This window comes from Streptomyces abikoensis (assembly GCF_014648775.1).
GTDB lineage: Bacteria > Actinomycetota > Actinomycetes > Streptomycetales > Streptomycetaceae > Streptomyces > Streptomyces abikoensis.
The window spans coordinates 1,036,914-1,059,057 of record NZ_BMRT01000001.1 but is presented as its reverse complement, the minus strand read 5'-3'; the positions used below and the strand labels follow the sequence as shown (position 1 = coordinate 1,059,057).

Annotated in this window: 20 protein-coding genes; 11 read left to right on the top strand and 9 right to left on the bottom strand. The window is 72.9% G+C overall.

Annotated features, from left to right (window positions below; all coding sequences use genetic code 11):
• Positions 1-9 precede the first annotated feature (9 nt).
• A complete protein-coding gene (locus IE096_RS04560) occupies positions 10-573 on the bottom strand; it encodes an isochorismatase family protein (protein ID WP_189448587.1) in 564 nt (187 codons plus the stop codon).
• A 173-nt stretch (positions 574-746) separates the two neighbouring features.
• On the opposite strand from IE096_RS04560, the gene IE096_RS04555 reads away from it, so the two are divergent.
• The 5 genes from IE096_RS04555 to IE096_RS04535 all read left to right on the top strand — a co-directional run bounded on the left by IE096_RS04555 (position 747) and on the right by IE096_RS04535 (position 7,048).
• The gene (locus IE096_RS04555; RefSeq protein WP_189448586.1) at positions 747-1,589 is read left to right on the top strand and encodes a nitrilase-related carbon-nitrogen hydrolase; all 843 of its coding nucleotides are present in this window, start codon (positions 747-749) and stop codon (positions 1,587-1,589) included.
• Positions 1,586-2,902: an aspartate aminotransferase family protein gene (locus tag IE096_RS04550; RefSeq protein ID WP_189448584.1), complete on the top strand. Its 1,317-nt coding sequence runs from the start codon at positions 1,586-1,588 to the stop codon at positions 2,900-2,902. The genes IE096_RS04555 and IE096_RS04550 overlap by 4 nt, the downstream gene beginning before the upstream one ends.
• Positions 2,899-4,299 carry a dihydropyrimidinase gene (hydA, locus tag IE096_RS04545; protein WP_189448583.1) on the top strand — a complete coding sequence of 467 codons (1,401 nt, stop codon included), beginning with the start codon at positions 2,899-2,901 and terminating at the stop codon, positions 4,297-4,299. The genes IE096_RS04550 and hydA overlap by 4 nt, the downstream gene beginning before the upstream one ends.
• A 21-nt stretch (positions 4,300-4,320) precedes the next feature.
• Positions 4,321-5,322, top strand: a complete 1,002-nt coding sequence (locus IE096_RS04540; RefSeq protein WP_189448581.1) for a TIGR03842 family LLM class F420-dependent oxidoreductase — start codon at positions 4,321-4,323, stop codon at positions 5,320-5,322.
• 175 nt (positions 5,323-5,497) lie between these two features.
• Positions 5,498-7,048: an RICIN domain-containing protein gene (locus IE096_RS04535; RefSeq protein ID WP_189448579.1), complete on the top strand. Its 1,551-nt coding sequence runs from the start codon at positions 5,498-5,500 to the stop codon at positions 7,046-7,048.
• A 42-nt stretch (positions 7,049-7,090) separates the two neighbouring features.
• Here IE096_RS04535 and lplAB read toward each other — a convergent pair whose 3' ends face one another.
• A complete protein-coding gene (gene lplAB / locus IE096_RS04530) occupies positions 7,091-8,146 on the bottom strand; it encodes a lipoate-protein ligase LplAB (RefSeq protein WP_189449592.1) in 1,056 nt (351 codons plus the stop codon).
• 159 nt (positions 8,147-8,305) lie between these two features.
• Between lplAB and IE096_RS04525 the strand changes: the two genes are divergently transcribed.
• The 3 genes from IE096_RS04525 to IE096_RS04515 all read left to right on the top strand — a co-directional run bounded on the left by IE096_RS04525 (position 8,306) and on the right by IE096_RS04515 (position 12,421).
• Positions 8,306-10,054 (top strand): gamma-glutamyltransferase family protein, encoded by a 1,749-nt coding sequence (locus tag IE096_RS04525; RefSeq protein ID WP_189449591.1) that lies wholly within the window; start codon positions 8,306-8,308, stop codon positions 10,052-10,054.
• A gap of 77 nt (positions 10,055-10,131) precedes the next feature.
• Positions 10,132-10,980, top strand: a complete 849-nt coding sequence (locus IE096_RS04520) for an inositol monophosphatase family protein (RefSeq protein ID WP_189448577.1) — start codon at positions 10,132-10,134, stop codon at positions 10,978-10,980.
• A gap of 34 nt (positions 10,981-11,014) precedes the next feature.
• Positions 11,015-12,421 carry a phytoene desaturase family protein gene (locus tag IE096_RS04515; RefSeq protein WP_189449590.1) on the top strand — a complete coding sequence of 469 codons (1,407 nt, stop codon included), beginning with the start codon at positions 11,015-11,017 and terminating at the stop codon, positions 12,419-12,421.
• A gap of 47 nt (positions 12,422-12,468) precedes the next feature.
• Here the strand turns inward: IE096_RS04515 and IE096_RS04510 are convergent, their stop codons facing one another.
• The 5 genes from IE096_RS04510 to IE096_RS04490 all read right to left on the bottom strand — a co-directional run bounded on the left by IE096_RS04510 (position 12,469) and on the right by IE096_RS04490 (position 16,322).
• A complete protein-coding gene (locus IE096_RS04510) occupies positions 12,469-13,290 on the bottom strand; it encodes an SDR family NAD(P)-dependent oxidoreductase (protein ID WP_189448576.1) in 822 nt (273 codons plus the stop codon).
• On the bottom strand, positions 13,277-14,800 hold the full coding sequence (locus IE096_RS04505) for a class I adenylate-forming enzyme family protein (protein ID WP_189448574.1): 1,524 nt from the start codon (positions 14,798-14,800) through the stop codon (positions 13,277-13,279). The genes IE096_RS04510 and IE096_RS04505 overlap by 14 nt, the downstream gene beginning before the upstream one ends.
• Before the next feature lies 1 nt (position 14,801).
• Entirely contained in the window at positions 14,802-15,392 is a 591-nt protein-coding gene (locus IE096_RS04500; RefSeq protein ID WP_189448573.1) for a hypothetical protein, read from the bottom strand.
• An 84-nt stretch (positions 15,393-15,476) separates the two neighbouring features.
• A complete protein-coding gene (locus tag IE096_RS04495; protein ID WP_189448571.1) occupies positions 15,477-16,082 on the bottom strand; it encodes a Clp protease N-terminal domain-containing protein in 606 nt (201 codons plus the stop codon).
• A gap of 6 nt (positions 16,083-16,088) precedes the next feature.
• The gene (locus IE096_RS04490; RefSeq protein WP_189449723.1) at positions 16,089-16,322 is read right to left on the bottom strand and encodes a helix-turn-helix domain-containing protein; all 234 of its coding nucleotides are present in this window, start codon (positions 16,320-16,322) and stop codon (positions 16,089-16,091) included.
• A 125-nt stretch (positions 16,323-16,447) separates the two neighbouring features.
• Between IE096_RS04490 and IE096_RS04485 the strand changes: the two genes are divergently transcribed.
• A complete protein-coding gene (locus tag IE096_RS04485; RefSeq protein WP_189448569.1) occupies positions 16,448-17,929 on the top strand; it encodes a DNA-3-methyladenine glycosylase 2 family protein in 1,482 nt (493 codons plus the stop codon).
• A 25-nt stretch (positions 17,930-17,954) separates the two neighbouring features.
• Positions 17,955-18,467, top strand: a complete 513-nt coding sequence (locus IE096_RS04480) for a methylated-DNA--[protein]-cysteine S-methyltransferase (protein WP_189448568.1) — start codon at positions 17,955-17,957, stop codon at positions 18,465-18,467.
• Positions 18,468-18,564: 97 nt separating this feature from the next.
• On the opposite strand, the gene IE096_RS04475 is transcribed toward IE096_RS04480, so the two are convergent.
• Together IE096_RS04475 and IE096_RS04470 are read right to left on the bottom strand one after the other, a co-directional pair.
• The gene (locus IE096_RS04475) at positions 18,565-19,305 is read right to left on the bottom strand and encodes an SIR2 family NAD-dependent protein deacylase (RefSeq protein ID WP_189448566.1); all 741 of its coding nucleotides are present in this window, start codon (positions 19,303-19,305) and stop codon (positions 18,565-18,567) included.
• 72 nt (positions 19,306-19,377) lie between these two features.
• Positions 19,378-21,060 (bottom strand): BCCT family transporter, encoded by a 1,683-nt coding sequence (locus IE096_RS04470; protein WP_189448564.1) that lies wholly within the window; start codon positions 21,058-21,060, stop codon positions 19,378-19,380.
• 255 nt (positions 21,061-21,315) lie between these two features.
• Here IE096_RS04470 and uppS point away from each other — a divergent pair, with 255 nt between their 5' ends.
• Positions 21,316-22,050, top strand: a complete 735-nt coding sequence (gene uppS / locus IE096_RS04465; RefSeq protein ID WP_189448563.1) for a polyprenyl diphosphate synthase — start codon at positions 21,316-21,318, stop codon at positions 22,048-22,050.
• Positions 22,051-22,144 lie beyond the last annotated feature (94 nt).

Genomic DNA, 22,144 nt, shown 5'->3' with positions numbered 1-22,144 from the left:
GGCTCGCGGTCAACCGCCCAGCAGCGCGAGGATGTTGTCCGTGGTGTCCGTCTCGGCCAGGCGCGGGAGGACCTTCGTCACGGAGAAGCGGTGCACCTCGGGGTCCGGGTCGGTGACGGCGTCCGTCGCGACGGTCACGTGGTAGCCGTGCTCGTGGGCCGCGCGGGCGGTGGACTCGACGCCCGCGCCCGTGGCGATGCCCGCGAGCACGACCTGGGTGACGCCCCTGCGGCGCAGCTGGAGGTCCAGGTCGGTGGCGTGGAAGGCGCCCCAGGTGTGCTTGGTGACGACGATGTCGGTCTCCTGGCGGCCGATCCCGGGCACGAGCTCGGCGAAGTCGGCCGGGGGCCGGCCGGGGCGCAGCGGGGCCTCGGAGCGGCCGGGCGCGGCGCCGACGACCCGCACGAGGACGACCGGCAGCCCGCGCTCGCGGAAGGCGGCGGCGAGGCGCGCGGCGCGCGCGACGACGGCGGCGGCCGTGGGGGCGGGGTCGGTGGTGGGCAGGGCGACGATGCCCTTCTGGAGGTCGACGAGGACGAGGGCGGTCGTGGGGTCGAGCGTGGTGGCTGTCATGCGGCCACCCTAAAGAAAGACAGGAAGCCTTGCAAGGATTCCTGTCTAATCTGCCGCGAGCGCGGGACATGCGCGATGGTCTTGCCACGGGGAGTGACGGCACCTACGGTCGCATGCACACGCGGATCTTCCGCGTACGCAGCCTGTTCGAAGCCCCGGCTGAGGAGCAGCTCATGGCCAACGTTGTCCGTGCGGCACTGGTCCAGGCGACCTGGACCGGCGATACCGAGTCGATGATCGCCAAGCACGAGGAGCACGCCCGCGCCGCCGCCGCGCAGGGCGCCAAGGTGATCGGTTTCCAGGAAGTCTTCAACGCCCCCTACTTCTGCCAGGTGCAGGAGAGCGAGCACTACCGCTGGGCCGAGCCCGTCCCGGACGGCCCCACCGTCCGCCGGATGAGCGATCTCGCCCGCGAGACCGGCATGGTGATCGTCGTGCCGGTCTTCGAGGTCGAGGGTTCCGGCTTCTACTACAACACCGCCGCCGTCATCGACGCCGACGGCACCTGTCTCGGCAAGTACCGCAAGCACCACATCCCCCAGATCAAGGGCTTCTGGGAGAAGTACTACTTCCGGCCCGGCAACCTCGGCTGGCCCGTCTTCGACACGGCCGTCGGCCGGATCGGCGTCTACATCTGCTACGACCGGCACTTCCCCGAGGGCTGGCGCGCCCTCGGCCTGGCCGGCGCGCAGCTCGTCTACAACCCCTCCGCCACCTCCCGGGGCCTCTCCGGCCACCTGTGGCGGCTCGAACAGCCCGCTGCGGCCGTCGCCAACGAGTACTTCGTCGCCGCCATCAACCGCGTGGGCCAGGAGGAGTACGGGGACAACGACTTCTACGGCACCTCCTACTTCGTCGACCCGCGCGGGCAGCTCGTCGGCGAGCCGGCCAGCGACACCAAGGAGGAACTGCTCGTCCGCGACCTGGACTTCGACGTGATCGACCAGGTGCGCCGGCAGTGGGCCTTCTACCGGGACCGCCGCCCCGACGCCTACGACGGGCTGGTGCGCCCATGAGCCCCGCCGCCCCGCTCCACGACCGGCACCGCGCCGTGATGCCCTCCTGGCTCGCCCTCTACTACGACGAGCCGCTGGAGCTCACCCACGGCGAGGGCCGGCACGTCTGGGACGCCTCCGGAAAGCGCTACCTCGACTTCTTCGGCGGCATCCTCACCACGATGACCGCCCATGCCCTCCCCGAGGTCACCAAGGCCGTGAGCGAGCAGGCCGGCCGCATCCTCCACACCTCCACCCTCTACCTCGACCGGCACATGGTCGAGCTCGCCGAGCGCGTCGCGAGCCTGTCCGGCATCCCCGACGCCCGCGTCTTCTTCACCACCTCCGGCACCGAGGCGAACGACGCGGCGCTGCTGCTGGCCACCACGTACCGGGGCTCCAACCAGATCCTGGCGATGCGCAACAGCTACCACGGCCGTTCCTTCTCCACGGTCGGCGTCACCGGGAACACCAGCTGGTCGCCCACCAGCCTCTCGCCGCTGCAGACGCTCTACGTCCACGGCGGCGTCCGCGGCCGCGGGCCGTACGCCCACCTGAACGACGGACAGTTCATCGAGGCGTGCGTCGCGGACCTGGAGGACGTGCTCGGCCAGGCGCACGGCACCGTCGCCGCGCTGATCGCCGAGCCCGTCCAGGGCGTCGGCGGCTTCACCGCGCCGCCCGACGGGCTCTACGCGGCCTTCCGCGAGGTCCTGGGGCGGCACGGCATCCTGTGGATCACCGACGAGGTGCAGACCGGCTGGGGCCGCACCGGCGACCACTTCTGGGGCTGGCAGGCGCACGCCGCGAGCGGCCCGCCCGATCTCCTGACCTTCGCCAAGGGCATCGGCAACGGCATGTCCATCGGTGGCGTCGTCGCCCGCGCCGACGTCATGAACTGCCTGGAGGCCAACTCCATCTCCACCTTCGGCGGCAGCCCCGTCACCATGGCCGCCGGCCTCGCCAACCTCACCTATCTGATCGAGCACGACCTCCAGGGCAACGCCCGCCGCGTCGGCGGCCTCCTCCTGGAGCGGCTGCGCGCCATCGGCGCCGGCCTGACGGTCGTCCACGAGGTGCGCGGCCGGGGGCTGATGGCCGGCGTCGAACTCGTCGGGCGCGACGGCTCGCCGTCCCCCCGCGCCGCCGCCCGTACCCTCGAACACGCCCGGGATCTCGGCCTGTTGATCGGCAAGGGCGGCCGCGAGGGCAACACCCTGCGCATCGCCCCGCCCATGACGCTCACCGTCGCGGAGGCCGAGGAGGGCGCCGCGATCCTGGAAGAGGCGCTGCGGCGCGCGCAACAGGACCTCGCCGCCGAGGAGACGCCATGACCACCACGATCGTCAGCGGCGGACTCGTGATCACCGCCGCCGACGAGATCACCGCGGACGTCCTGATCGAGGACGGCAAGGTCGTCGCGCTGGCCGCCCCGGACAGCGCGTACGCCCGGAGCCGGAGAGCCGACCGGGTCATCGACGCCACGGGGAAGTACGTCATCCCCGGCGGCGTCGACGCCCACACCCACTTCGAGCTCCCCTTCGGCGGCACCTCCTCCTCGGACACCTTCGAGACCGGCACCCGCGCCGCCGCCTGGGGCGGCACGACGACGGTCGTCGACTTCGCCGTCCAGTCGAAGGGCCAGGCCCTGCGCGAGGGCCTGGACGCCTGGCACGCCAAGGCGGAGGGCCGGTGCGCCGTCGACTACGCCTTCCACATGATCCTCTCCGATGTGCACGAGAGCTCGCTCAAGGAGATGGACCTGCTGGTGGGGGAGGGCGTGACGTCCTTCAAGCTGTTCATGGCCTACCCGGGCGTCTTCTACAGCGACGACGGGCAGATCCTGCGCGCGATGCAGCGGGCCGCCGGCAACGGCGGGCTGATCATGATGCACGCCGAGAACGGCATCGCCATCGACGTCCTAGTCGAACAGGCCCTGGCGGCGGGGAAGACCGATCCGCGCTACCACGGCGAGGTCCGCAGGGCCCTGCTGGAGGCCGAGGCCACCCACCGGGCGATCCAGCTCGCCCGGGTCGCCGGCAGCCCCCTGTACGTCGTGCACGTCTCGGCCGAGGAGGCCGTCGCCGAGCTCGCCCAGGCCCGCGACAAGGGCCTCCCGGTCTTCGGCGAGACCTGCCCGCAGTACCTCTTCCTCTCCACCGACAACCTCGCCGAACCGGGCTTCGAGGGCGCCAAGTACGTCTGCTCCACGCCGCTTCGGCCGCGCGAGCACCAGGCCGCGCTCTGGCGCGGGCTGCGCACCGACGACCTCCAGGTCGTCTCCACCGACCACTGCCCCTTCTGCTTCTCCGGCCAGAAGGAGCTGGGCCGGGGCGACTTCTCGAAGATCCCCAACGGGCTGCCCGGCGTGGAGAACCGCATGGACCTCCTCCACCAGGCCGTCGTCGACGGCCACATCTCCCGCCGCCGCTGGATCGAGATCGCCTGCGCCGCGCCCGCCCGGATGTTCGGCCTCGCCCCGCACAAGGGCACCATCGCCCCCGGCGCCGACGCCGACATCGTCGTCTACGACCCCCACGCGCGGCAGACGCTCTCCGCGTCCACCCACCACATGAACGTCGACTACTCGGCCTACGAGGGCAAACAGATCACCGGGCAGGTGGAGACCGTCCTCTCGCGCGGCGAAACCGTCATCGACCGACGGAAGTTCACCGGCCGGGCGGGCCACGGCCGCTACGTGCCCCGCACCACCTGCCAGTACCTCCCGTAACGTGTAAGGAGCACCCCGCACGTGGACTTCGGCCTCGTCCTCCAGACCGACCCGCCCGCCACCGCCGTCGTCGACCTCATGAGACGCGCCGAGGGCGCGGGCTTCCGCTACGGCTGGACGTTCGACTCCGCCGTGCTCTGGCAGGAGCCCTTCGTCATCTACAGCCGCATCCTGGAACACACCGACAGCCTCATCGTCGGTCCCATGGTCACCAACCCCTCCACCCGCACCCCCGAGGTGACCGCCTCCACCTTCGCCACCCTCAACGACATGTACGGCAACCGCACCGTCTGCGGCATCGGCCGGGGCGACTCCGCGATGCGGGTGGCCGGGCGCAAGCCCAACACCCTCGCCACGCTGAGCGAGTCGATGCGCGTCATCCGCGACCTCGCGGAGGGGCGCGAGGCCGACGTCGGCGGCGGGAAGACGCTGCGGATCCCCTGGGTCCGCGACGGCCGGCTGCCCGTGTGGATGGCCGCCTACGGGCCCAAGGCCCTCGCCCTGGCGGGCCGCGAGGCCGACGGCTTCATCCTCCAGCTCGCCGACCCCTTCCTCACCGAATGGATGGTCAAGGCCGTGCGCGCCGCGGCCGCCGACGCGGGCCGCGACCCGTCCTCCGTCACCGTCTGCGTCGCCGCCCCCGCCTACGTCGGCGACGACCTCGCCCACGCGCGCGAACAGTGCCGCTGGTTCGGCGGCATGGTCGGCAACCACGTCGCCGACCTCGTCACCCGCTACGGCACCCACTCCGGCGCCGTCCCCGACGACCTCACCGACTACATCGAGCGCCGCTCCGGCTACGACTACAGCCACCACGGCCGCGCCGGCAACCCCTCGACGGACTTCGTCCCCGACGAGATCGTCGACCGCTTCTGCGTCCTCGGCCCGGTGGCCGCCCACCGCGAACGCCTGGAGCGGCTCAGGGAGCTGGGCGTCGACCAGTTCGCCCTCTACGCGATGCACGACGCGAAGGAGGAGACGATCGACGCGTACGGGGAGCATCTGATCCCGGCGCTGGGGTAGCCGGCCCCGGCCCCGCCCGCCCCGACGGACACCTCTCTCACCGGTGAGGGAGGTGTCCTAGATCACTGAGCCGAGTTCCGGACGGAATCCGTCATTCCGGCCTGTTTCCCCCTACGCTCACCGAACGCGACAGGAGCGCCACAGAAACGACACGGATTCACCACAGAAAGCGATCATGAACCGAGCCCTGAAGAGAGCCGCGAGACTTCTCACCGCGCCGGCCGCCGCCCTGACCCTCCTCGTACCCGTCCTCGCCGTCACCGCGACTCCCGCGGCCGCCGCCGCGACCGACGCCTACACCTTCACCAACACCGACGGCACCCTCAACGCGACGGGCAACAACGACGGAAACCAGATATCCGTCACCCCCGGCGGCACCAACTACACGAACTGGCGGCTGATCAAGCTCGGCGACCCCGGCACGTTCAACATCGCCAGCACCTCCTCCGGGAAGTGCGTCCACTCCACCCAGCCCGCCGTCCAGCAGTCCTGTGGCAAGGACGGCGAGCAGTGGCACTTCCGCCCCGTCGACGGGAAGCCCAACGCGTTCGGCATCGTCCGCCGCGACGACAAGAGCGGCACCGAGTGGTGCATGGACAACCGGGGCGGCCTCCACCTGTGGGGCATCCTCGCCCAGCCCAACATCTGCAACGGCAGCGCGAGCCAGGAGTGGACGGTGCCGGCGGCGAAGGCGGCCGAGGCGAGGCAGCTCGCCCTCGACTACTACACCGACCTGTGCTCCAAGAAGACCTCCACCTGTTCGTGGACGCAGAAGTCCGAGGGGAAGCCCGAGGTCCTGCCCCGTCAGCCCGCCTCGTCGGTCTGGTACAACGACACCAGCGGCACCATGAAGCAGGTCTTCACCACGATCTACCACTCCGGCTGGGCACAGTCGTTCTCCGCCGGCGTGTCGACCTCCGTCGGCGTCTCCGGTGGTGTCTCCGTCCCCGTCCAGGCGCTGATCAGCAACCAGCTCACCGCGACGCAGACCTACCAGTCCGACGAGACGACCGTGAACGGCATCGCGATCGACGTCCCGGCCAAGAACTACGGCTGGGTCGACTTCGCCGCCGTCGGCAAGAAGGTCACCGGCACCTGGACCTTCAACACCGACAACCAGCCGTGGACCGCCGACGCGACGGTGACCGTCCCCGTCATCAACTCGGCGGCCGGCTCCACGATGTACGTCGCCCGCACCAGCGCGGACGCGCCCGGCAGCGGCACCGGCGGCACCGACGTCAAGCCCGCCGCCCTCGCGAGGACCGCGACGGCCACCGTGGACGTGCCCGAAGGCGCCAAGCTGACCGCCCACAACGGCGGTGTCCGGGTCAGTGACGCCAACGGCGGCACGATCGCGACGGTGCAGCCCGGCACCGTCACGGACACCGACGGCACGACCCACAAGGTCGGTCTCGCGGTGAACGGCAACACCGTCACCCAGACCATCGAAGGCGTCACCGGCGACACCGTCACCGGCACGATCTCGCCCCCGACCTTCTCCCTGGGCACCTCCGCCACTCCCGAGGTGACGGCGGCGGTGAAGTCCCTCATGGCCGCCCCCGCCGCCAAGAACAGCGACGAGCACGACAAGTGCATGGCCAAGAAGATCGGCACCAGCATCGTCGTCGGAGGTGTCACGGGTGCCCTGACCGGCCCCGAAGGAGTCGCCATCGGCATGCTCACCGGCGCGTTCAAGGGCATCGCCAAGGGCGTCATCGAGTGCTGACCGTTGGGCCCCCGCCGTCATCGGCGGGGGCCCGCACCACCCCTACGGCACGCGCGCCGTCCACTCCTCCGAGGAGAACTTCGTCGCGGCCAGCTCCTCCGCCCGCGCCATCTCCTCCGGCGTGACGGCCCCGTCGGCGAGCCCGTACCGCCCCCGGAACGTCTCCACCATGCGCTCGATCACGGCGTCCCGCGCCAGACCCGTCTGCCGCCGCAGCGGATCCACCCGCTTCTTCGCGGACTTCGTCCCCTTGTCGGAGAGCTTCTCCTTGCCGATGCGCAGCACGTCGAGCATCTTGTCCGCGTCGATGTCGTACGCCATCGTCACGTGGTGGAGCACCGCGCCGTCGCCGGACACCACCCGCTTCTGCGCGGCCCCCGCGATCTTGCCCGCCTCCGTGGCGATGTCGTTGAGCGGCTGGTACCAGGCCTTGACGCCCATGCCCTCAAGCGCGGCGAGGACCCAGTCGTCGAGGTAGGCGTAGCTGTCGGCGAAGGACAGGCCCTGCACGAGCGCGTCCGGCACGCACAGCGAGTACGTGATCGTGTTGCCGGGCTCGACGAACATGGCGCCGCCGCCGCTGATCCGGCGCACCACCGTCATCCCGTGGCGCTCCGCGCCCTCCGGGTCCACCTCGTTCCGCAGCGACTGGAAGCTGCCGATGATCACGGCCGGGGACGCCCACTCCCACACCCGCAGCGTCGGCGGCCGCCGGCCCGCCGCGACCTCGGCGGTGAGGACCTCGTCCAGCGCCATGTGCAGGGCGGGGGACTGGGGGCCGTCGTGGATCAGCTGCCAGTCGTAGTGATGCCAATCGGTGGCCTGTGCCAGCGCCCGCCGCACCGCCACGCCCACGGCCTCGGAGGAGAAGCCGAACATCACCGTGCCCTCGGGCAGCGCCGCGTCGATGCGGGCGGCGAGCTCCGGGGCGGGGGTGTCGGCCGGCGCGCCCTCCAGGGCGCGGTTGATGTCGAGCAGCGCCTCGTCGGGCTCCAGGAAGAAGTCCCCGGCCACCCGGACGTCGCGCAGCGAGCCGTCCTCGACCGCCAGGTCCACGACGACGAGTTTTCCGCCCGGAACCTTGTATTCGCCGTGCACGGCCGCGTCCTCCCGCTCGTTCCCGGCCATCGGCCACCCGGCCGACGGCGGAATCCACCGTAACTCTTGTGCGCCCGTCCGCCGTCTGCCTAGCTGGGGGCTGTGAGTCCGACGTTCCCCACGTTCACCACCCGGCCCACCCTCCAGGGCACCTTCGGCATGGTGTCCTCCACCCACTGGCTGGCCTCCCAGTGCGCGATGGCCGTCCTGGAGGGCGGCGGCAACGCCTTCGACGCCGCCGTGGCCGCCGGGTTCGTCCTCCACGTCGTCGAGCCGCACCTCAACGGGCCGGCCGGTGAGGTGCCCGCGCTGCTCGCCCCCGCCGGGGGACCGGTGCGGGTGCTGTGCGGCCAGGGGCCGGCCCCCGCCGGGGCGAGCGTGGCGCACTACACCTCGCTCGGCCTGGAGCTCGTCCCCGGCACCGGCCCCCTCGCGGCGGCCGTGCCCGGCGCCTTCGACGCCTGGATGCTGCTCCTGCGCGACCACGGCACCAAGTCCCTCCGCGAGGTGCTCGGCCACGCGATCGGCTACGCCGAGCACGGCCACGCGCCCGTCGAACGGGTCGGGGCGACCGTGGCCACCGTCCAAAGGCTGTTCGAGACCGAACCGGAGTGGGCGTCCTCCGCCGCCCTCTACCTGCCCGGCGGCAGACCCCCGGCCCCCGGCGTCCTCTTCCGCAACCCCGCCCTCGCCGCCACCTGGCGCCGGCTCCTCGCCGAGGCGGAGGCGGCCGGCCCCGGCCGCGAGACACGGATCGACGCCGCCCGCCGGATCTGGCGCGAGGGCTTCATCGCCGAGGCGCTCGTCCGGGCCGCCGCCCGCCCCACCCTGGACACCTCCGGGGAACGCCACACGGGCACCCTCACCGGCGACGACCTCGCCCGCCACCACGCCGGCTACGAGGACCCCGTCACCTTCGACTGGCGGGGCTGGACCGTCTGCAAGGCCGGCCCCTGGTCACAGGGCCCCGTCCTCCTCCAGCAACTGGCCCTCCTCCCCGAGGACCTCCCCGCCCCCGGCACGCCCGAATACGTCCACACCCTCATCGAGGGCGGCAAGCTCGCCATGGCCGACCGCGAGGCCTGGTACGGCGACGCCACCGGCGACGTACCGCTGGACGCGCTGCTGTCGGACGCCTACAACGCCGAGCGCCGGAAGCTCATCGGCGCCACAGCCTCGTACGAGCTGCGCCCCGGCAGCCCCGGCGGACGCGTGCCACGGCTCGCCCGGCTCCCCGAGGGCGAGGCCCCGCCGGCCCTCCACGCGGGCGGCGGGGAGCCCACCGTCGGCGCCGACGGCGCCACCTCCGGGGACACCTGCCACCTCGACGTCGTCGACCGCTGGGGCAACATGATCTCCGCGACGCCCAGCGGCGGCTGGCTCCAGTCCAACCCCGTCGTGCCCGAGCTCGGCTTCCCCCTCGGCACCCGGCTCCAGATGGCCTGGCTGGAGGAGGGCCTGCCCAACAGCCTCACGCCCGGCCGCCGGCCGCGCACCACGCTCACCCCGTCGCTGGCCCTGCGCGGCGGCGAACCCGTCCTGGCCTTCGGCACCCCCGGCGGCGACCAGCAGGACCAGTGGCAACTGCACTTCTTCCTCGCCCTCGCCCTGCGCCCCGAGGTGCGCGGCGGGCCGGACCTCCAGGGCGCCATCGACGCCCCCAACTGGCACCAGGAGAGCTTCCCCGGCTCCTTCCACCCCCGGACGGCCCGCCCCGGCGCCGTCACCGTCGAATCGCGGCTCGGGGAGAGCGCCATCACAGAGCTGCGCCGCCGGGGGCACGCGGTCACGGTCGGCGGGCCGTGGTCGGAGGGCCGGCTGTGCGCGGTCGCCCGCGACCCGGAGACGGGCGTGCTGTCGGCGGCCGCCAACCCGCGCGGGATGCAGGGGTACGCGGTGGGACGCTGACCAGGCGTTCATGCGAACGTCATGGTGAGGCCATCGCCACACCACCGGTCGTCGGTGCCGCGTGGTTCGATGTTCATATGGTTCAGACGATCGAAAAGTCCCTCGCCACGTTCCTCGAAGGCGATCTCGGAGAGGTCGAGGAGGCGGTCCGCAAGGCGGCCGCCACCGAGATCCTGCCGCGCTTCCGGCAGCTCGCCGCGGACGAGATCGTGGAGAAGAACGGCCCGCACGACCTCGTCACCGTCGCCGACCGGCTCGCCGAGGAACAGCTCACCCACGCCCTCACCGCCCTCCTGCCCGGCTCGGTGGTGGTCGGCGAGGAGGCCGTGCACGCCGACCCGTCCGTGCTCGGCGCCCTCGGCGGGGACGCCCCGGTGTGGATCGTCGACCCCGTCGACGGCACCCGCCAGTTCGTCCACGGCGACCCCGGCTTCGCCACCCTCGTCTGCCTCGCCCACCGCGGCGAGCTGCTGGCCTCCTGGACGTACGCCCCCGCGCTCGACGAGCTGGCCGTCGCCCGGCGCGGCGGGGGAGCGGTCCTCAACGGCGTACCGCTGCGCTCCGGTTCCCCCGAGCCGGGCCGCGAGCTGACCGTGGCGATCTCGCACTACGACTTCACCACCGACGAGGAGAAGCGCGTCCTCGCGACGCTGCTCACCGACGGCGTCGCCCCTCGCCCCTGCGGCTCGGCAGGCCTGGAGTACCTGGCGGTGGCCCGCGGCACGCTGGATTCGCTGGCTTTCACATGGGAGAACGCCTGGGACCACGCGGCCGGACTGCTGCTGGTCGCCGAGGCCGGCGGGGCGAGCGCCACGGTCGCGGGCGAGCCGTTCCGGATCACCGGCGGCAACGCGCTTCCCCTCAGCGCCGCGCGGGACGAGAAGACGCTGCGGCATATCCTGGGGCTGCTGGCGTCCGCCGGCTGATACCCAAGGAGACGAGGGGATTCCGGTGGCCACCATGCTCGACGCCGTCGTCGTGGGGGCGGGGCCCAACGGGCTGACCGCCGCCGTCGAACTCGCCCGGCGGGGCCTCGCCGTCGAGGTCTTCGAGGCCGCCGACGCCATCGGGGGCGGGGCCCGCACCGAGGAGCTGACCCTGCCGGGCTTCCGGCACGACCCGTGCTCGGCCGTCCACCCCCTCGCCGTCCGCTCGCCCGCCTTCGCCGGCATGCCACTGGACCTCCACGGCCTGGAGTGGATCCACCCCGAGCTGCCGCTGGCGCACCCCTTCCCCGACGGGACGGCCGCCGTGCTCTCCCGGAGCGTCGGCGAGACCGCCGCCTCGCTCGGCCCGCGCGACGCCGGCCGCTACCGCCGGCTCATGGCGCCCTTCCGCGGCCGCTGGGACACGGTGGCCGCCGACTTCCTGCGCACCCAGTGGGACGGGCTGCCCCGCGACCCGGTCACCTACGCCCGTTTCGGGCTGGTCGCCGGGCAGTCCGCCGGGCTGCTGGCCAGGACCCGCTTCCACGACGAGAAGGCCCGGGGCCTCCTCGCCGGGCTCGCCGCCCACGGCATCGCCCCGCTCAGCGGCTTCGGCACCGGCGGCATGGCCCTGATCTTCGCGCTCGCCGCCCACGAGGGCGGCTGGCCCGTGCCGCGCGGCGGCTCGCAGTCCATCGCCGACGCCCTCGGCTCGTACCTGCGCGAGCTGGGCGGCGTCATCCACACGGGCTTCGAGGTCAAGCACCTCGACGACCTGCCGCCCGCCCGGGCGTTCGTCTTCGACACCTCGCCCACCGCGCTCGCCCGGATCGCGGGACTCGGCGACGCCTACCGGAAGTTCCGCTACGGACCCAGCGTCTTCAAGATCGACTACGCGCTGGACGGGCCCGTGCCCTGGACGGCCGAGCCCGCCCGGCGGGCCGGCACCGTCCATGTCGGCCCCACCTTCGGCGAGATCGGGGAGGCCCTGCGGGCCGCCGTCGAGGGCGACGACCCGTCCGTCCCCTTCCTCATCACCGCCCAGCCCAGCATCATCGACCCCACGCGCGCGCCCGAGGGCAAGCACACCTTCTGGGCGTACGGGCACGTGCCCAACGGCTGGGAGGGCGACGCGACGGAGGTGATAGAGCGACAGATCGAGCGCTTCGCCCCCGGTTTCCGCGACCGCGTCCTCGCCCGCGCCACGGCCGGGCCGCCCGAGCTCGCGGCGCGCAACGCCAACTACGTCGGCGGCGACATCGCCACGGGATCGGTGGCGGGCCTGCGGCTGCTGCTGCGCCCCAGGCTCGCGCGCGTCCCCTACGCCACCGCGCACCCGGCCGTCTTCCTGTGCTCCTCGGCCACCCCGCCGGGCCCGGGCGTCCACGGCATGTCCGGCCACCACGCGGCACGAGCGGTCTGGCGCAGGCTCTTCGCGTGAGCGGGCTCTTCGCGTGACCGACAGGGGTGGGGGTCCCCCCTGTCGGTTCACCCCTGCCGGACCGCGCCGTGGACGTCCTCGACCGTCAGGTAGCGGCCCGACAGCGCCGCGGCCGGGCCCGTGGCCAGTTCGAGGACGGCGCCGACCGCCCGGGGGAGCGGAACGGACCGCCCGGCCTCGATCTCCGCACGGATCCAGCGGGCGCGGCGGCGGCGCCAGGGGTCGGCCGAGTCGATCTCGGTGAGCGCGCTCGTGGTGAGTCCGGTCGCCACGAGCCCCGGGTGGAGGCTGAAGGCCAGGACGTTGTGAGGGCGGGCCTCGCTGGCGATGTTCTCGATGAACGTGATGCCAGCGGCCTTGGCGACGGAGTAGGACGACAGCGTGGGCCAGCGGTGCCGTCCCGCCGCGCTGCTGATGCTGATGACACGGCCGCCACCGTGACGGATCATCAGCGGAAGCACGGCGTGCACGGTGGCGAAGGTGCTCAGTGTGTTGACGCGCACCGCCTCCCACCACTGTTCGACCGGGATCTCCCAGGTGAGGCCGATGGGGCCTTCCACGCCGGCGTTGTCGATGAGGACGTCGACGCGGCCGAGGTCGGAATGGATCCGCCGTATGGCGGCGGCGGCCGCCGCCATGTCGCTGACATCGGCGCACACCGGTGTGACCGGACGGCCAGGTCGCGTGGGCAGCGCGGTGGCGAGGCGCTCCAGCGCCGGGCGGGTGCGCGCGACGACGGCCAGCCGGAAACCCCGTTCGGCACAGGCGGTGGCGATGGCCGCCCCGAGCCCGCCGGTGGCACCGGTGATGACGACGACGGGCGGGTCACCATCGGCAACGCGTGTGCTGGTCCCGTCATACGGCGGCATGGGACATGTCCTCCTGCTCGGGTACGCCGTAGCGCTCGCGCAACGCGGCACGGTCAAGTTTGCCGGTGGCCGAAAGGGGCAGCCGCTCGGCGAAGTCGACGGAGCGGGGCACCTTGTACCGGGCGAGCAGACGGCGGCAGTGCACGAGAAGTTCCTCGGCGTCCGGCCGGCCGCCGGGCCCGGGAACGACCACGGCATGAGGGACCTCGCCGCGCCGGTGATCCGCACGGGCGATCACGGCGGCGTCCTCGACCCGGGGGTGAGTACGCAGGACGTCCTCGACCTCGGCGGGCTCCACGCTGTACCCGCCGGTCATGATGGTGTCCTTGGAGCGTCCGACGACGCGGACGCAGCCGTGTTCGTCGCGGAGCACCAAGTCGCCGGTGCGCAGCCAGCCGTCGTCGTCGGTGACGGGGATCACCTGCCGGGAGCCGGTCCGGCGGCCGGGGGTGACCTGGGCGCCTCGCACCCACAGCTCGCCGGCCGTGCCGGCCGGCGCCGGTCGGCCGGATGCGCGGTGGTCGACGACGCGGACTTCCAGGCCCGGGACGGGGACGCCGGCACTGTCCCGGCAGGAATCCGTGGTGGGGCTCAGTCCCGGGCCGCCGAGTTCGGTCATCCCCCAGCTCTGCAGCAACTCGACGCCGGTGCGCCGGTGCCAGTCCTCGCGCAGGCCGGCGGGCGTCTGCTGCCCCGCGCTCAGGCAGCGCCGCAGAGCGGCCGGCCGCCACCGCCCGTCGGAGGCCTCCAGCAGCCCGCGGTAGACGGTCGGCACCGCTTCGACGACGGTGACGTCGCGGGCGGCCAGCTCCTCCAGCCACCGGGTCGGCTCGAAGGCACGGGAGGAGACCAGCAGCGTCGCCCCCGCCAGCAGGGTCGAGACCGCCGCGAGATGGCCGTAGGCGTGCGCGAGGGGGATGGGGACGGCCACCACGTCATCGGGGGCGCGGTGCCGGCGGTGCCAGAAGCCGGTCGCGAGGTGGAGCGCCCGTCCTGTCTGGACCAGAGGACGGCAGGCACCCGTCGATCCCGATGTGTGCATGACCATGCAAGGGGCGTCCGCCTCGGAGCGTTGCCTCACGTCTCCTGCCGCTCCGCGTGGACCGCGTGCGACCGGTCGTTCCGGCGGCACCGTGATCACGTGCACGCGCAGCCCCCGCCCGGTGCACAGTTCCTCGACGCCGTCCGCCTGTTCCGGGCCGGTCAGCACCGCCCGGGGGCGGACGTGCTCCAGCACGCGGGCGATCTCGTGCTCGGTGAGCACGGCGTTCACCGGTGCCACCGCCATGCCCGCCTTGTGGACGGCGAGATACGCGGCGATCCAGGAACCGCCGTTGGGCAGGAGCACCGCGGCGCAGTCCTCCGGGGTGTCCGCCAGCGGGCGCAGCGTGGCGGCCAGTGAGGAGGACCAGTCGTCCAACTCGGCATAGGAATGGGCCGCGGTCCCGTCGAGGACGGCGATGCCGGCGTCGTTCGCGGAGAGCGCGTCGATCAGTGCGTCACGGAACATCTCAGGCACGCCCTCCGGCTGTCGCCGCCTCGGTCCGTGTCCCGGGCGGAACGACACGGGGGCTGAACAGCTCGCGGATATAGGCCCACGGCTTGTCGGCGGCGTTCAGGGTGTAGTCCTTGAAAGCGCAGTGCGTGGCCGGCGTCTGCGGCCATCGCGTCAGGCCGGTCCGGTTGATCCGGCGGCTCATCGGCAGGCCCGCCGCGGCGAACGCGAACCCGATGGGCCGGGTCCGATCCCGCATCGCCGCGTCGACCCGTTGGTCCTTACCGGCCCGCGCCACCACGATGTTGACCGACACCACCTCCCCGTCACGGCTGACCAGGCGGGTGCGGCGCACCAGGCACTCGTCGTCCGCCGCCAGGGCCAACAGCCCGCGCGCGGCCGCCTCCACCTGCCTTCCCGGCGTCGTCTCGACACCGTCCACCCGCGGTGTGAGGGCCGCTTGTGTGAGTGCCTGGAGCAGAACGGTGGTCAGGCCGTCGCTGGCCAGCAGTATGCGGGTGACGGGCGACCGGAAATCCGAGGTCGCGTGTGAAGTACGGTCCGGGAGCAACGGCTCGGTCCGCGCGGCCCACCGCGCGTCAGTCATCGGCACGACCGGCCCAACGACTGATTGATCCAATTGGCAACTACCGGGAACCGTAAAAGCCGTGACCCGGCGCCTCCGCCCGGCCTACGCCGCCTGGCCCAGGTCGGCCAGCACCCCGGCGCGCAGCGCCGCGGGGTCCACGCCGAGGCGGCGGAAGTAGGCCGCCGTCGCCCCGTCGTCGCAGCCGAGCACGCCCAGCAGGACGTGTTCCAGGCCGATGTGATCGCTCCTCAGCGTCCGCGCCTCGCGCAGCGACCTCTCCAGTACCTTCTTGGCGCGGGGCTCGAAGGGGATGTGGCCCACGAGTCCGGCGGGGTTGCGGCCCAGCCCGAACAGCCGCCGGCCCGCCGGTTCGAGTGCCGGCGGCGGCGCGTCCAGCGCGCCGGGGCCGAACGCCCGCTCCGCCTGGTCGCGCACCGCGTCGAGGTCGATGCCGAAGGCGCGCAGCGCCTCCGCGTCGTCCTCGTCGAAGTGGCCGTCCGAGGCGCCCGGTGCCGGGTCGAAGGCGGCGCGGCAGCTCTCGGCGGTGACGCCGAAGCGGGCCAGCGTGGTACCGACCGGCGCCCCCGTGCTGCAGGTGATCGCCAGCAGTAGGTGTTCCGTGCCGATCCGCGTGTGCCCCAGCGCGCGCGCCTCCTCCTGGGCCTCGACGACCACGGTGCGCGCGTCCTTGGTGAATCGTTCGAACATGTCTGTCTACCTCCTGGCGTGCTTCTTGTGGACCGCCTGCCTGCTGACCCCGAGGGCGCTCCCGATCTCCTCCCAGGACCAGCCCTGCCGCCGCGCGCTGTCGACCTGCAGGGCCTCCAGCCGCTCCACCAGCCGCCGCAGTGCGGCGACGGCACGCAGCCCCACCCGGGGGTCCGGGCTCATCGCGGCTTCGGTGGTGCCCACCGCGTCGTTGGCTTCCGTCGCTTCGGTTCCGGCCATGCTGTCAACCTAGGATGACAAGAGGTGACTGTCAACCACTATTGACAGAAGGGCCCGTCGGCCCGGCGACCTCGATGTCGGATTTCCGCGAGCACCGGGGCCCTTGGAAGATCGACCCTGGAGACATGCACACCGACTTCGACCGCTGCGTACGGGCCGTCCACTCCAAGGACGCGCGCTTCGACGGCTGGTTCTTCACCGCCGTCCTCACCACACGCGTCTACTGCCGCCCCAGCTGCCCCGTAGTGCCGCCGAAGGAACGGAACATGACCTTCTACCCCAGCGCGGCCGCCGCCCAGCAGGCCGGCTTCCGCGCCTGCAAACGCTGCCGGCCCGACGCCGCCCCCGGTTCGCCGCAGTGGAACGAACGCGCCGACCTCGTCGCCCGCGCCATGCGCCTCATCGCCGACGGCACGGTCGACCGCGAAGGCGTCGGCGGCCTCGCCGCCCGCCTCGGCTACAGCACCCGCCAGATAGAACGACGGCTGCTCGCCGAGCTCGGCGCCGGACCCCTCGCCCTCGCCCGGGCCCAGCGCGCCCAGACCGCACGCGTCCTGATCGAGACCAGCGACCTGCCCATGGCCGACGTCGCCTTCGCCGCCGGGTTCTCCGCCCTGCGCACCTTCAACGAGACCGTCCGCGAGGTCTTCGCGCTCACCCCCAGCGACCTGCGCGCCCGCGCCGCGCGCGGCCGGGGCCCCGCCACCCCCGGCACCCTGGCGCTGCGCCTGCCCTTCCGGGCGCCCCTGTGCCCCGACAACCTCTTCGGGATGCTCGCCGCCACCGCCGTCCCCGGCGTGGAGGAGTGGCGCGACGGCGCGTACCACCGCACCCTGCGCCTCCCCCACGGGCCGGGCACGGTCGCGCTCGCCCCCCGGTCCGGCCACATCGACTGCCGGCTCGCCCTCACCGACCTGCGCGACCTGGCCGGCGCCATCAGCCGCTGCCGGGGACTGCTCGACCTCGACGCCGACCCCGAGGCCGTCGACGAACGGCTGCGCGCCGACCCGGCGCTCGCGCCCCTCGTCGACGCCGCCCCCGGCCGGCGCGTCCCGCGCACGGTGGACGGCGAGGAGTTCGCCGTACGGGCCGTGCTGGGCCAGCAGGTGTCGACGGCCGCCGCCCGCACCCTCGCCGCACGGCTCGTCGCCGCGCACGGCGAACCCGTCACCCCGCCCGAGGGCGGCCCCGGCGCCGGGCTCACCCACCTCTTCCCGTCCACCGAGGCGCTCGCCGCCCTCGACCCCGCCGCCCTGGCCATGCCCGCCGGCCGCCGGGCCTGCCTCGTCCGCACCGTCCGGGAGCTCGCCGACGGCGAACTCGCCCTCGGCGTCGGCGGCGACCGCTCGCGCGCCCGCGCGCGGCTCGCCGCGCTGCCGGGCATCGGGCCCTGGACGGCGGAGATCATCGCGATGCGCGCCCTCGGCGACCCCGACGCCTTCCCCGCCACCGACCTCGGCGTACGCCGCGCGGCCGCCCGGACCGGACTGCCCGCGACTCCCGCCGCGCTGACCCGGCACGCCGCGGCCTGGCGGCCCTGGCGCGCCTACGCCGTCCAGTACCTGTGGTCGGCCGACGACCACGCCACCACCCGCATGCCCGTCTGACGCCCCGCCCGCGAGGAGACCTCCCATGACCTACGTCCGCGTCCACACCGTCATTGACAGCCCCTACGGCCCCCTGACGCTCGTCGCCACCGACGGCGTCCTCTCCGGCCTCTACATGACCGGCCAGCGCCACCGCCCTCCCCAGGAGAGCTTCGGCGACCGGGAGGACGAACCCCTCGACGCCGACGGGCCGTTCCCCGAGGCGATCCGCCAGCTGACCGCGTACTTCGCGGGCGAACGCACCGGATTCGACCTCCCCCTGCGCCTGGAGGGCACGCCCTTCCAGCGCCGCGTCTGGGAGGAGCTGCGGCGGATCCCCTACGGGCGGACCGTCTCCTACGGCGAGCTCGCCGAGCGCCTCGGCGCCCCGGGCGCCGCCCGGGCCGTCGGCCTCGCCAACGGGAAGAACCCCGTGGGCATCATCGTCCCCTGCCATCGGGTCGTCGGCGCGAGCGGAGATCTGACGGGGTATGGCGGTGGGCTGGAGCGCAAGCGGCGGCTGTTGGCCCACGAGGGTGCCCCCGGAAGGCTGTTTTGAGCGGTCCGCCAGAATCACGGTCCGGATGCCCGCGGGCCGGTGGGGGCTTGTCGCGCCCGCGCGGCGGTAGCCGCATATCAGCCCTGCCCCGCGCCCCCTACGGGGCGGTACCGCCCAGCCGGGCCAGCAGCGCCGGCAACGCGGTGCCGATCGGCTCGCGCACGATCTCGTCGGCGCGGTCGTCGTACGGCGTGGGCTCGGCGTTGACGATGATCAGCCGGGCACCGTGGTCGGCCGCGAGACCGGCGAGGGAGGCGGCGGGGTGCACCTTGAGGGTCGTACCGACCGCGATGAACACCTCGCAGGCCTTGGCGACGGCCACCGCCTGGCCCAGCACCTCCGGGTCCAGGCCCTCGCCGAACATGACCGTCGCCGACTTCAGGATCCCGCCGCATGCCTCGCACGCCGGGTCGGGGTCGCCGGCCGCGACCCGTTCCAGCGCCTCCGTCATGCCGGACCGCGCGTGGCACCGGGTGCACACCACCGCCCGCGCCGTGCCGTGCAGTTCGAGGACCTTGCGCTCCGGCATGCCCGCCATCTGGTGCAGTCCGTCGACGTTCTGCGTGATGACGCGCACGGGGGTGCCGGACCGCTCCAGGCGGACCACCGCCTCGTGCGCGGCGTTCGGCCGGGCGGTCAGCGTCGGCGCGTCCCGCCGCATCTGCCAGGACCGGCGGCGGATCTCGGGATCCGCCATGTAGTACTCGTACGTGACGAGCTTCTCGGCCTCCGGGTCCCGCCGCCACAGGCCGTTCGGTCCCCGGTAGTCGGGGATGCCGGAGTCGGTGGAGATGCCGGCGCCGCTGAGGATCGCCACGAGAGGCCGTGCGTTTGTCATGGCGTGAGCGTACGTGCGCCGGGTCGCGGCGGCACGCGGGTTTTTCGGTGCCGCGACGCCCCGACGCCCTGGTCAGGAGGACCCGGTTCCGCCCGGCCCCTCCTCGTCCCGGTCCCGCGTGCTCTCCGCGAGCCGGCGCAGCCGGTGGTGGCGCACCGGGCCCCGCTCGGTGACGGCTTCGCCGACCATCGTCCGCAGGGCGTCCCGCAGCCCGTGGAGGGCGTGGTGCGGCGCGGGTCCGGCGCCCGGGTCCGTCCGTAGTTCGGACAGCAGCGCCCAGCACACGGCAAGCATCACCAGCACGAAGGGCAGCGCCACCAGGATCGTCGCCGACTGGAGGGACTTCAGCCCGCCCGCCACCAGCAGTACCGCCGCCACCGCGGCCATCAGCACGCCCCACACCACCACCAGCCAGGTGCGCGGATGGAGGGCGCCCCGGCTGGAGAGCGAGCCCATCACCAGGGACGCGGAGTCCGCGCTGGTGATGAAGTACGTCATGACCAGCGCCATCGCGATCCACGAGGTGAGCGTGGCCAGCGGCAGGGTGTCCAGCAGGGCGAACAGGGAGGCCTCCGCGCCCTCCTTGACCGTGCCCGCCATGTCGGCGGCCCCGGTCAGGTCCAGGCGCAGCGCGCTGCCGCCCATGACGCAGAACCACACCACCGTCGCCCCGCTGGGCACCAGCAGTACCCCGACGAGGAACTGGCGGACCGTCCGGCCGTGGGAGATCCGGGCGATGAACGTGCCGACGAACGGCGCCCACGACAGCCACCACGCCCAGTAGAAGATCGTCCAGGCGCCCAGCCACTGGGAGTCGGTGAAGGCGCCGGTACGGGTGGCGAGCGTGAGCAGGTCGTGGAGGTAGCCGCCCGTGGCGGCCGGGACCGTGTTGAGGACGAACACGGTCGGCCCGAGCAGGAAGACGAAGAGCATCAGGACGGCGGCGAGCACGATGTTGAGCGTGCTGAGCCATTTGACGCCCTTGTGGAGCCCGGAGAAGGCGGAGAGGACGAAGGCGGCCGACAGCACCGCGATGATGACGAGTTCGAGGCCCGTGGTGTCCTTCACCCCGGCCGTGATGTTCAGCCCCTTGGACACCTGGAGGGCGCCCAGGCCCAGGCTGGTCGCGGTGCCGAAGACGGTCGCGAAGACCGCGAGGAGGTCGACGACCCGCCCCGGCCAGCCGTCCGCCCGCTCCTTGCCGAGCAGGGGGACGAACACCGAACTGAGCCGGTTGCCCCGTCCTTTGCGGAAGCCGGCGTAGGCGAGCGCGAGCCCGGCCGTGCCGTAGATGGCCCACGGGTGGAGCGTCCAGTGGAAGAACGAGTACTCCAGGGCCGTGCGCGCGGCGGCGGGGGAGTCGGTGCTCACCCCGCTGCCCGGGGGCGGGGAGACGAAGTGCTGGAGCGGCTCGCCGACGCCGTAGAACATCAGCCCGATGCCCATGCCGGCGCTGAACATCATCGCGATCCACGCCAGGTTGCCGAACTCGGGCGTCGAGTCGTCCGCGCCCAGCCGGATCCGGCCATAGCGGCTGAAGGCGATCACCACGCACAGCGCGAGGAACACATCGGCCGCGATCACGAACAGCCAGGCGAAATTGGACAGCACCCAGCCCAGGGCCGAGGTCGAGACCCGGTCGAAGGATTTCCCGGCCAGCGCGGCCCAGGCCACGACGGCCAGGACCGCGGCCATGCCGATGGCGACGAGGGGCGCGTCCGGGGCCTCCGCGCGCTCCGTGTGCTCGGTGCTCATGACGCCCCACTATGGCCGGGAACGCCCCGATCGGTGACGCTGGCACGCCGCCCGGGCCCGGGGGGAGTGCGGCGGTTACCCCAAGAGCGCGTGCGACGCGCGTGAGCCCCCCGGCCCCTACGGGTTCCCAGCGGGGTGTGCGGTACGCCGGGCCTGCGTCCATGCGCCCTGCTGCCGCGCCCTGGCGCCCTGTTCGTGCGATGTCAGGATGAAAAGAGAAATAAGCCATCCGATGTTCGAGCTGGGGGAGCGGTCATGCTGCCCGAAACGCATCCTTGGTCTTCCCGCCCGCACGGCCACGTGGGCAAGGTGCCCCGGCATCTGGCGGTCATCCTCGACGGCAACCGCCGTTGGGCGGAGCGGCACGGTCTGCCTCTGGCCGACGCCTACCGGGCGGGGGCCGACCGGGTGCGCGAGCTGCTGGGCTGGTGCGAGGAGGCGGGCATCCCGTGCGTCACGACCTGGGCGCTGTCCCAGGACAACCTCTGCCGGGAGCCCAAGGTCGTCGACCAGATCGTGGAGGCGATCACCGAGGGGTTGGAACGGATCGCCGCGGAGGGGCGCTGGTCGATCAGGATCGTCGGATCCCTTGAGCATCTCCCGCACCAGGAGCAGGCGGCGGCGCTCCGGGCCGTGGAGCGGGATTCCGCCATGGCGCCGGGAGCCCGGCTGACGGTGGCGGTCGCGTACGACGGGCGGCGGGAAATCGTCGCTGCGGCTCAGGCGCTCATCAGCGCCTACGCCGAGGGCTCGCTCGTCGGGAGGCTCACTGAGCAGCGGCTGGCGGACTTCCTGTCCACCGCGGGACAGCCGGATGTCGATCTTTTGATCCGGACGTCCGGGGAGAGCCGGCTGTCCGGATTCATGCCGTGGCAGACGGCATACGCGGAGTTCTACTTCACGCCGGTCTACTGGCCGGATTTCGACCATCGTCATTTCGGCGAGGCAATCGCGGCCTATGCGGACAGGGATCGACGGCACGGGTTGTGAGGTCTCGCCACGGTGGACGGCGCAAAGGCGCCTGAGTGATGCGAAGGGGCGCGTCCCCGGTCATTGATCTTGCTGGTCCGTCACGGATGCGCTC

What these genes read in the sequence shown, in the direction of transcription:
- IE096_RS04560 (WP_189448587.1), bottom strand. Translation starts at nt 573, where the DNA reads ATGACAGCCACCACGCTCGACCCCACGACCGCCCTCGTCCTCGTCGAC.
- IE096_RS04555 (WP_189448586.1), top strand. Translation starts at nt 747, where the DNA reads ATGGCCAACGTTGTCCGTGCGGCACTGGTCCAGGCGACCTGGACCGGC.
- IE096_RS04550 (WP_189448584.1), top strand. Translation starts at nt 1,586, where the DNA reads ATGAGCCCCGCCGCCCCGCTCCACGACCGGCACCGCGCCGTGATGCCC.
- hydA (WP_189448583.1), top strand. Translation starts at nt 2,899, where the DNA reads ATGACCACCACGATCGTCAGCGGCGGACTCGTGATCACCGCCGCCGAC.
- IE096_RS04535 (WP_189448579.1), top strand. Translation starts at nt 5,498, where the DNA reads ATGAACCGAGCCCTGAAGAGAGCCGCGAGACTTCTCACCGCGCCGGCC.
- IE096_RS04525 (WP_189449591.1), top strand. Translation starts at nt 8,306, where the DNA reads ATGGTGTCCTCCACCCACTGGCTGGCCTCCCAGTGCGCGATGGCCGTC.
- IE096_RS04520 (WP_189448577.1), top strand. Translation starts at nt 10,132, where the DNA reads ATGGTTCAGACGATCGAAAAGTCCCTCGCCACGTTCCTCGAAGGCGAT.
- IE096_RS04515 (WP_189449590.1), top strand. Translation starts at nt 11,015, where the DNA reads ATGCTCGACGCCGTCGTCGTGGGGGCGGGGCCCAACGGGCTGACCGCC.
- IE096_RS04510 (WP_189448576.1), bottom strand. Translation starts at nt 13,290, where the DNA reads ATGCCGCCGTATGACGGGACCAGCACACGCGTTGCCGATGGTGACCCG.
- IE096_RS04505 (WP_189448574.1), bottom strand. Translation starts at nt 14,800, where the DNA reads ATGTTCCGTGACGCACTGATCGACGCGCTCTCCGCGAACGACGCCGGC.
- IE096_RS04500 (WP_189448573.1), bottom strand. Translation starts at nt 15,392, where the DNA reads ATGACTGACGCGCGGTGGGCCGCGCGGACCGAGCCGTTGCTCCCGGAC.
- IE096_RS04495 (WP_189448571.1), bottom strand. Translation starts at nt 16,082, where the DNA reads ATGTTCGAACGATTCACCAAGGACGCGCGCACCGTGGTCGTCGAGGCC.
- IE096_RS04490 (WP_189449723.1), bottom strand. Translation starts at nt 16,322, where the DNA reads ATGGCCGGAACCGAAGCGACGGAAGCCAACGACGCGGTGGGCACCACC.
- IE096_RS04485 (WP_189448569.1), top strand. Translation starts at nt 16,448, where the DNA reads ATGCACACCGACTTCGACCGCTGCGTACGGGCCGTCCACTCCAAGGAC.
- IE096_RS04480 (WP_189448568.1), top strand. Translation starts at nt 17,955, where the DNA reads ATGACCTACGTCCGCGTCCACACCGTCATTGACAGCCCCTACGGCCCC.
- IE096_RS04475 (WP_189448566.1), bottom strand. Translation starts at nt 19,305, where the DNA reads ATGACAAACGCACGGCCTCTCGTGGCGATCCTCAGCGGCGCCGGCATC.
- IE096_RS04470 (WP_189448564.1), bottom strand. Translation starts at nt 21,060, where the DNA reads ATGAGCACCGAGCACACGGAGCGCGCGGAGGCCCCGGACGCGCCCCTC.
- uppS (WP_189448563.1), top strand. Translation starts at nt 21,316, where the DNA reads ATGCTGCCCGAAACGCATCCTTGGTCTTCCCGCCCGCACGGCCACGTG.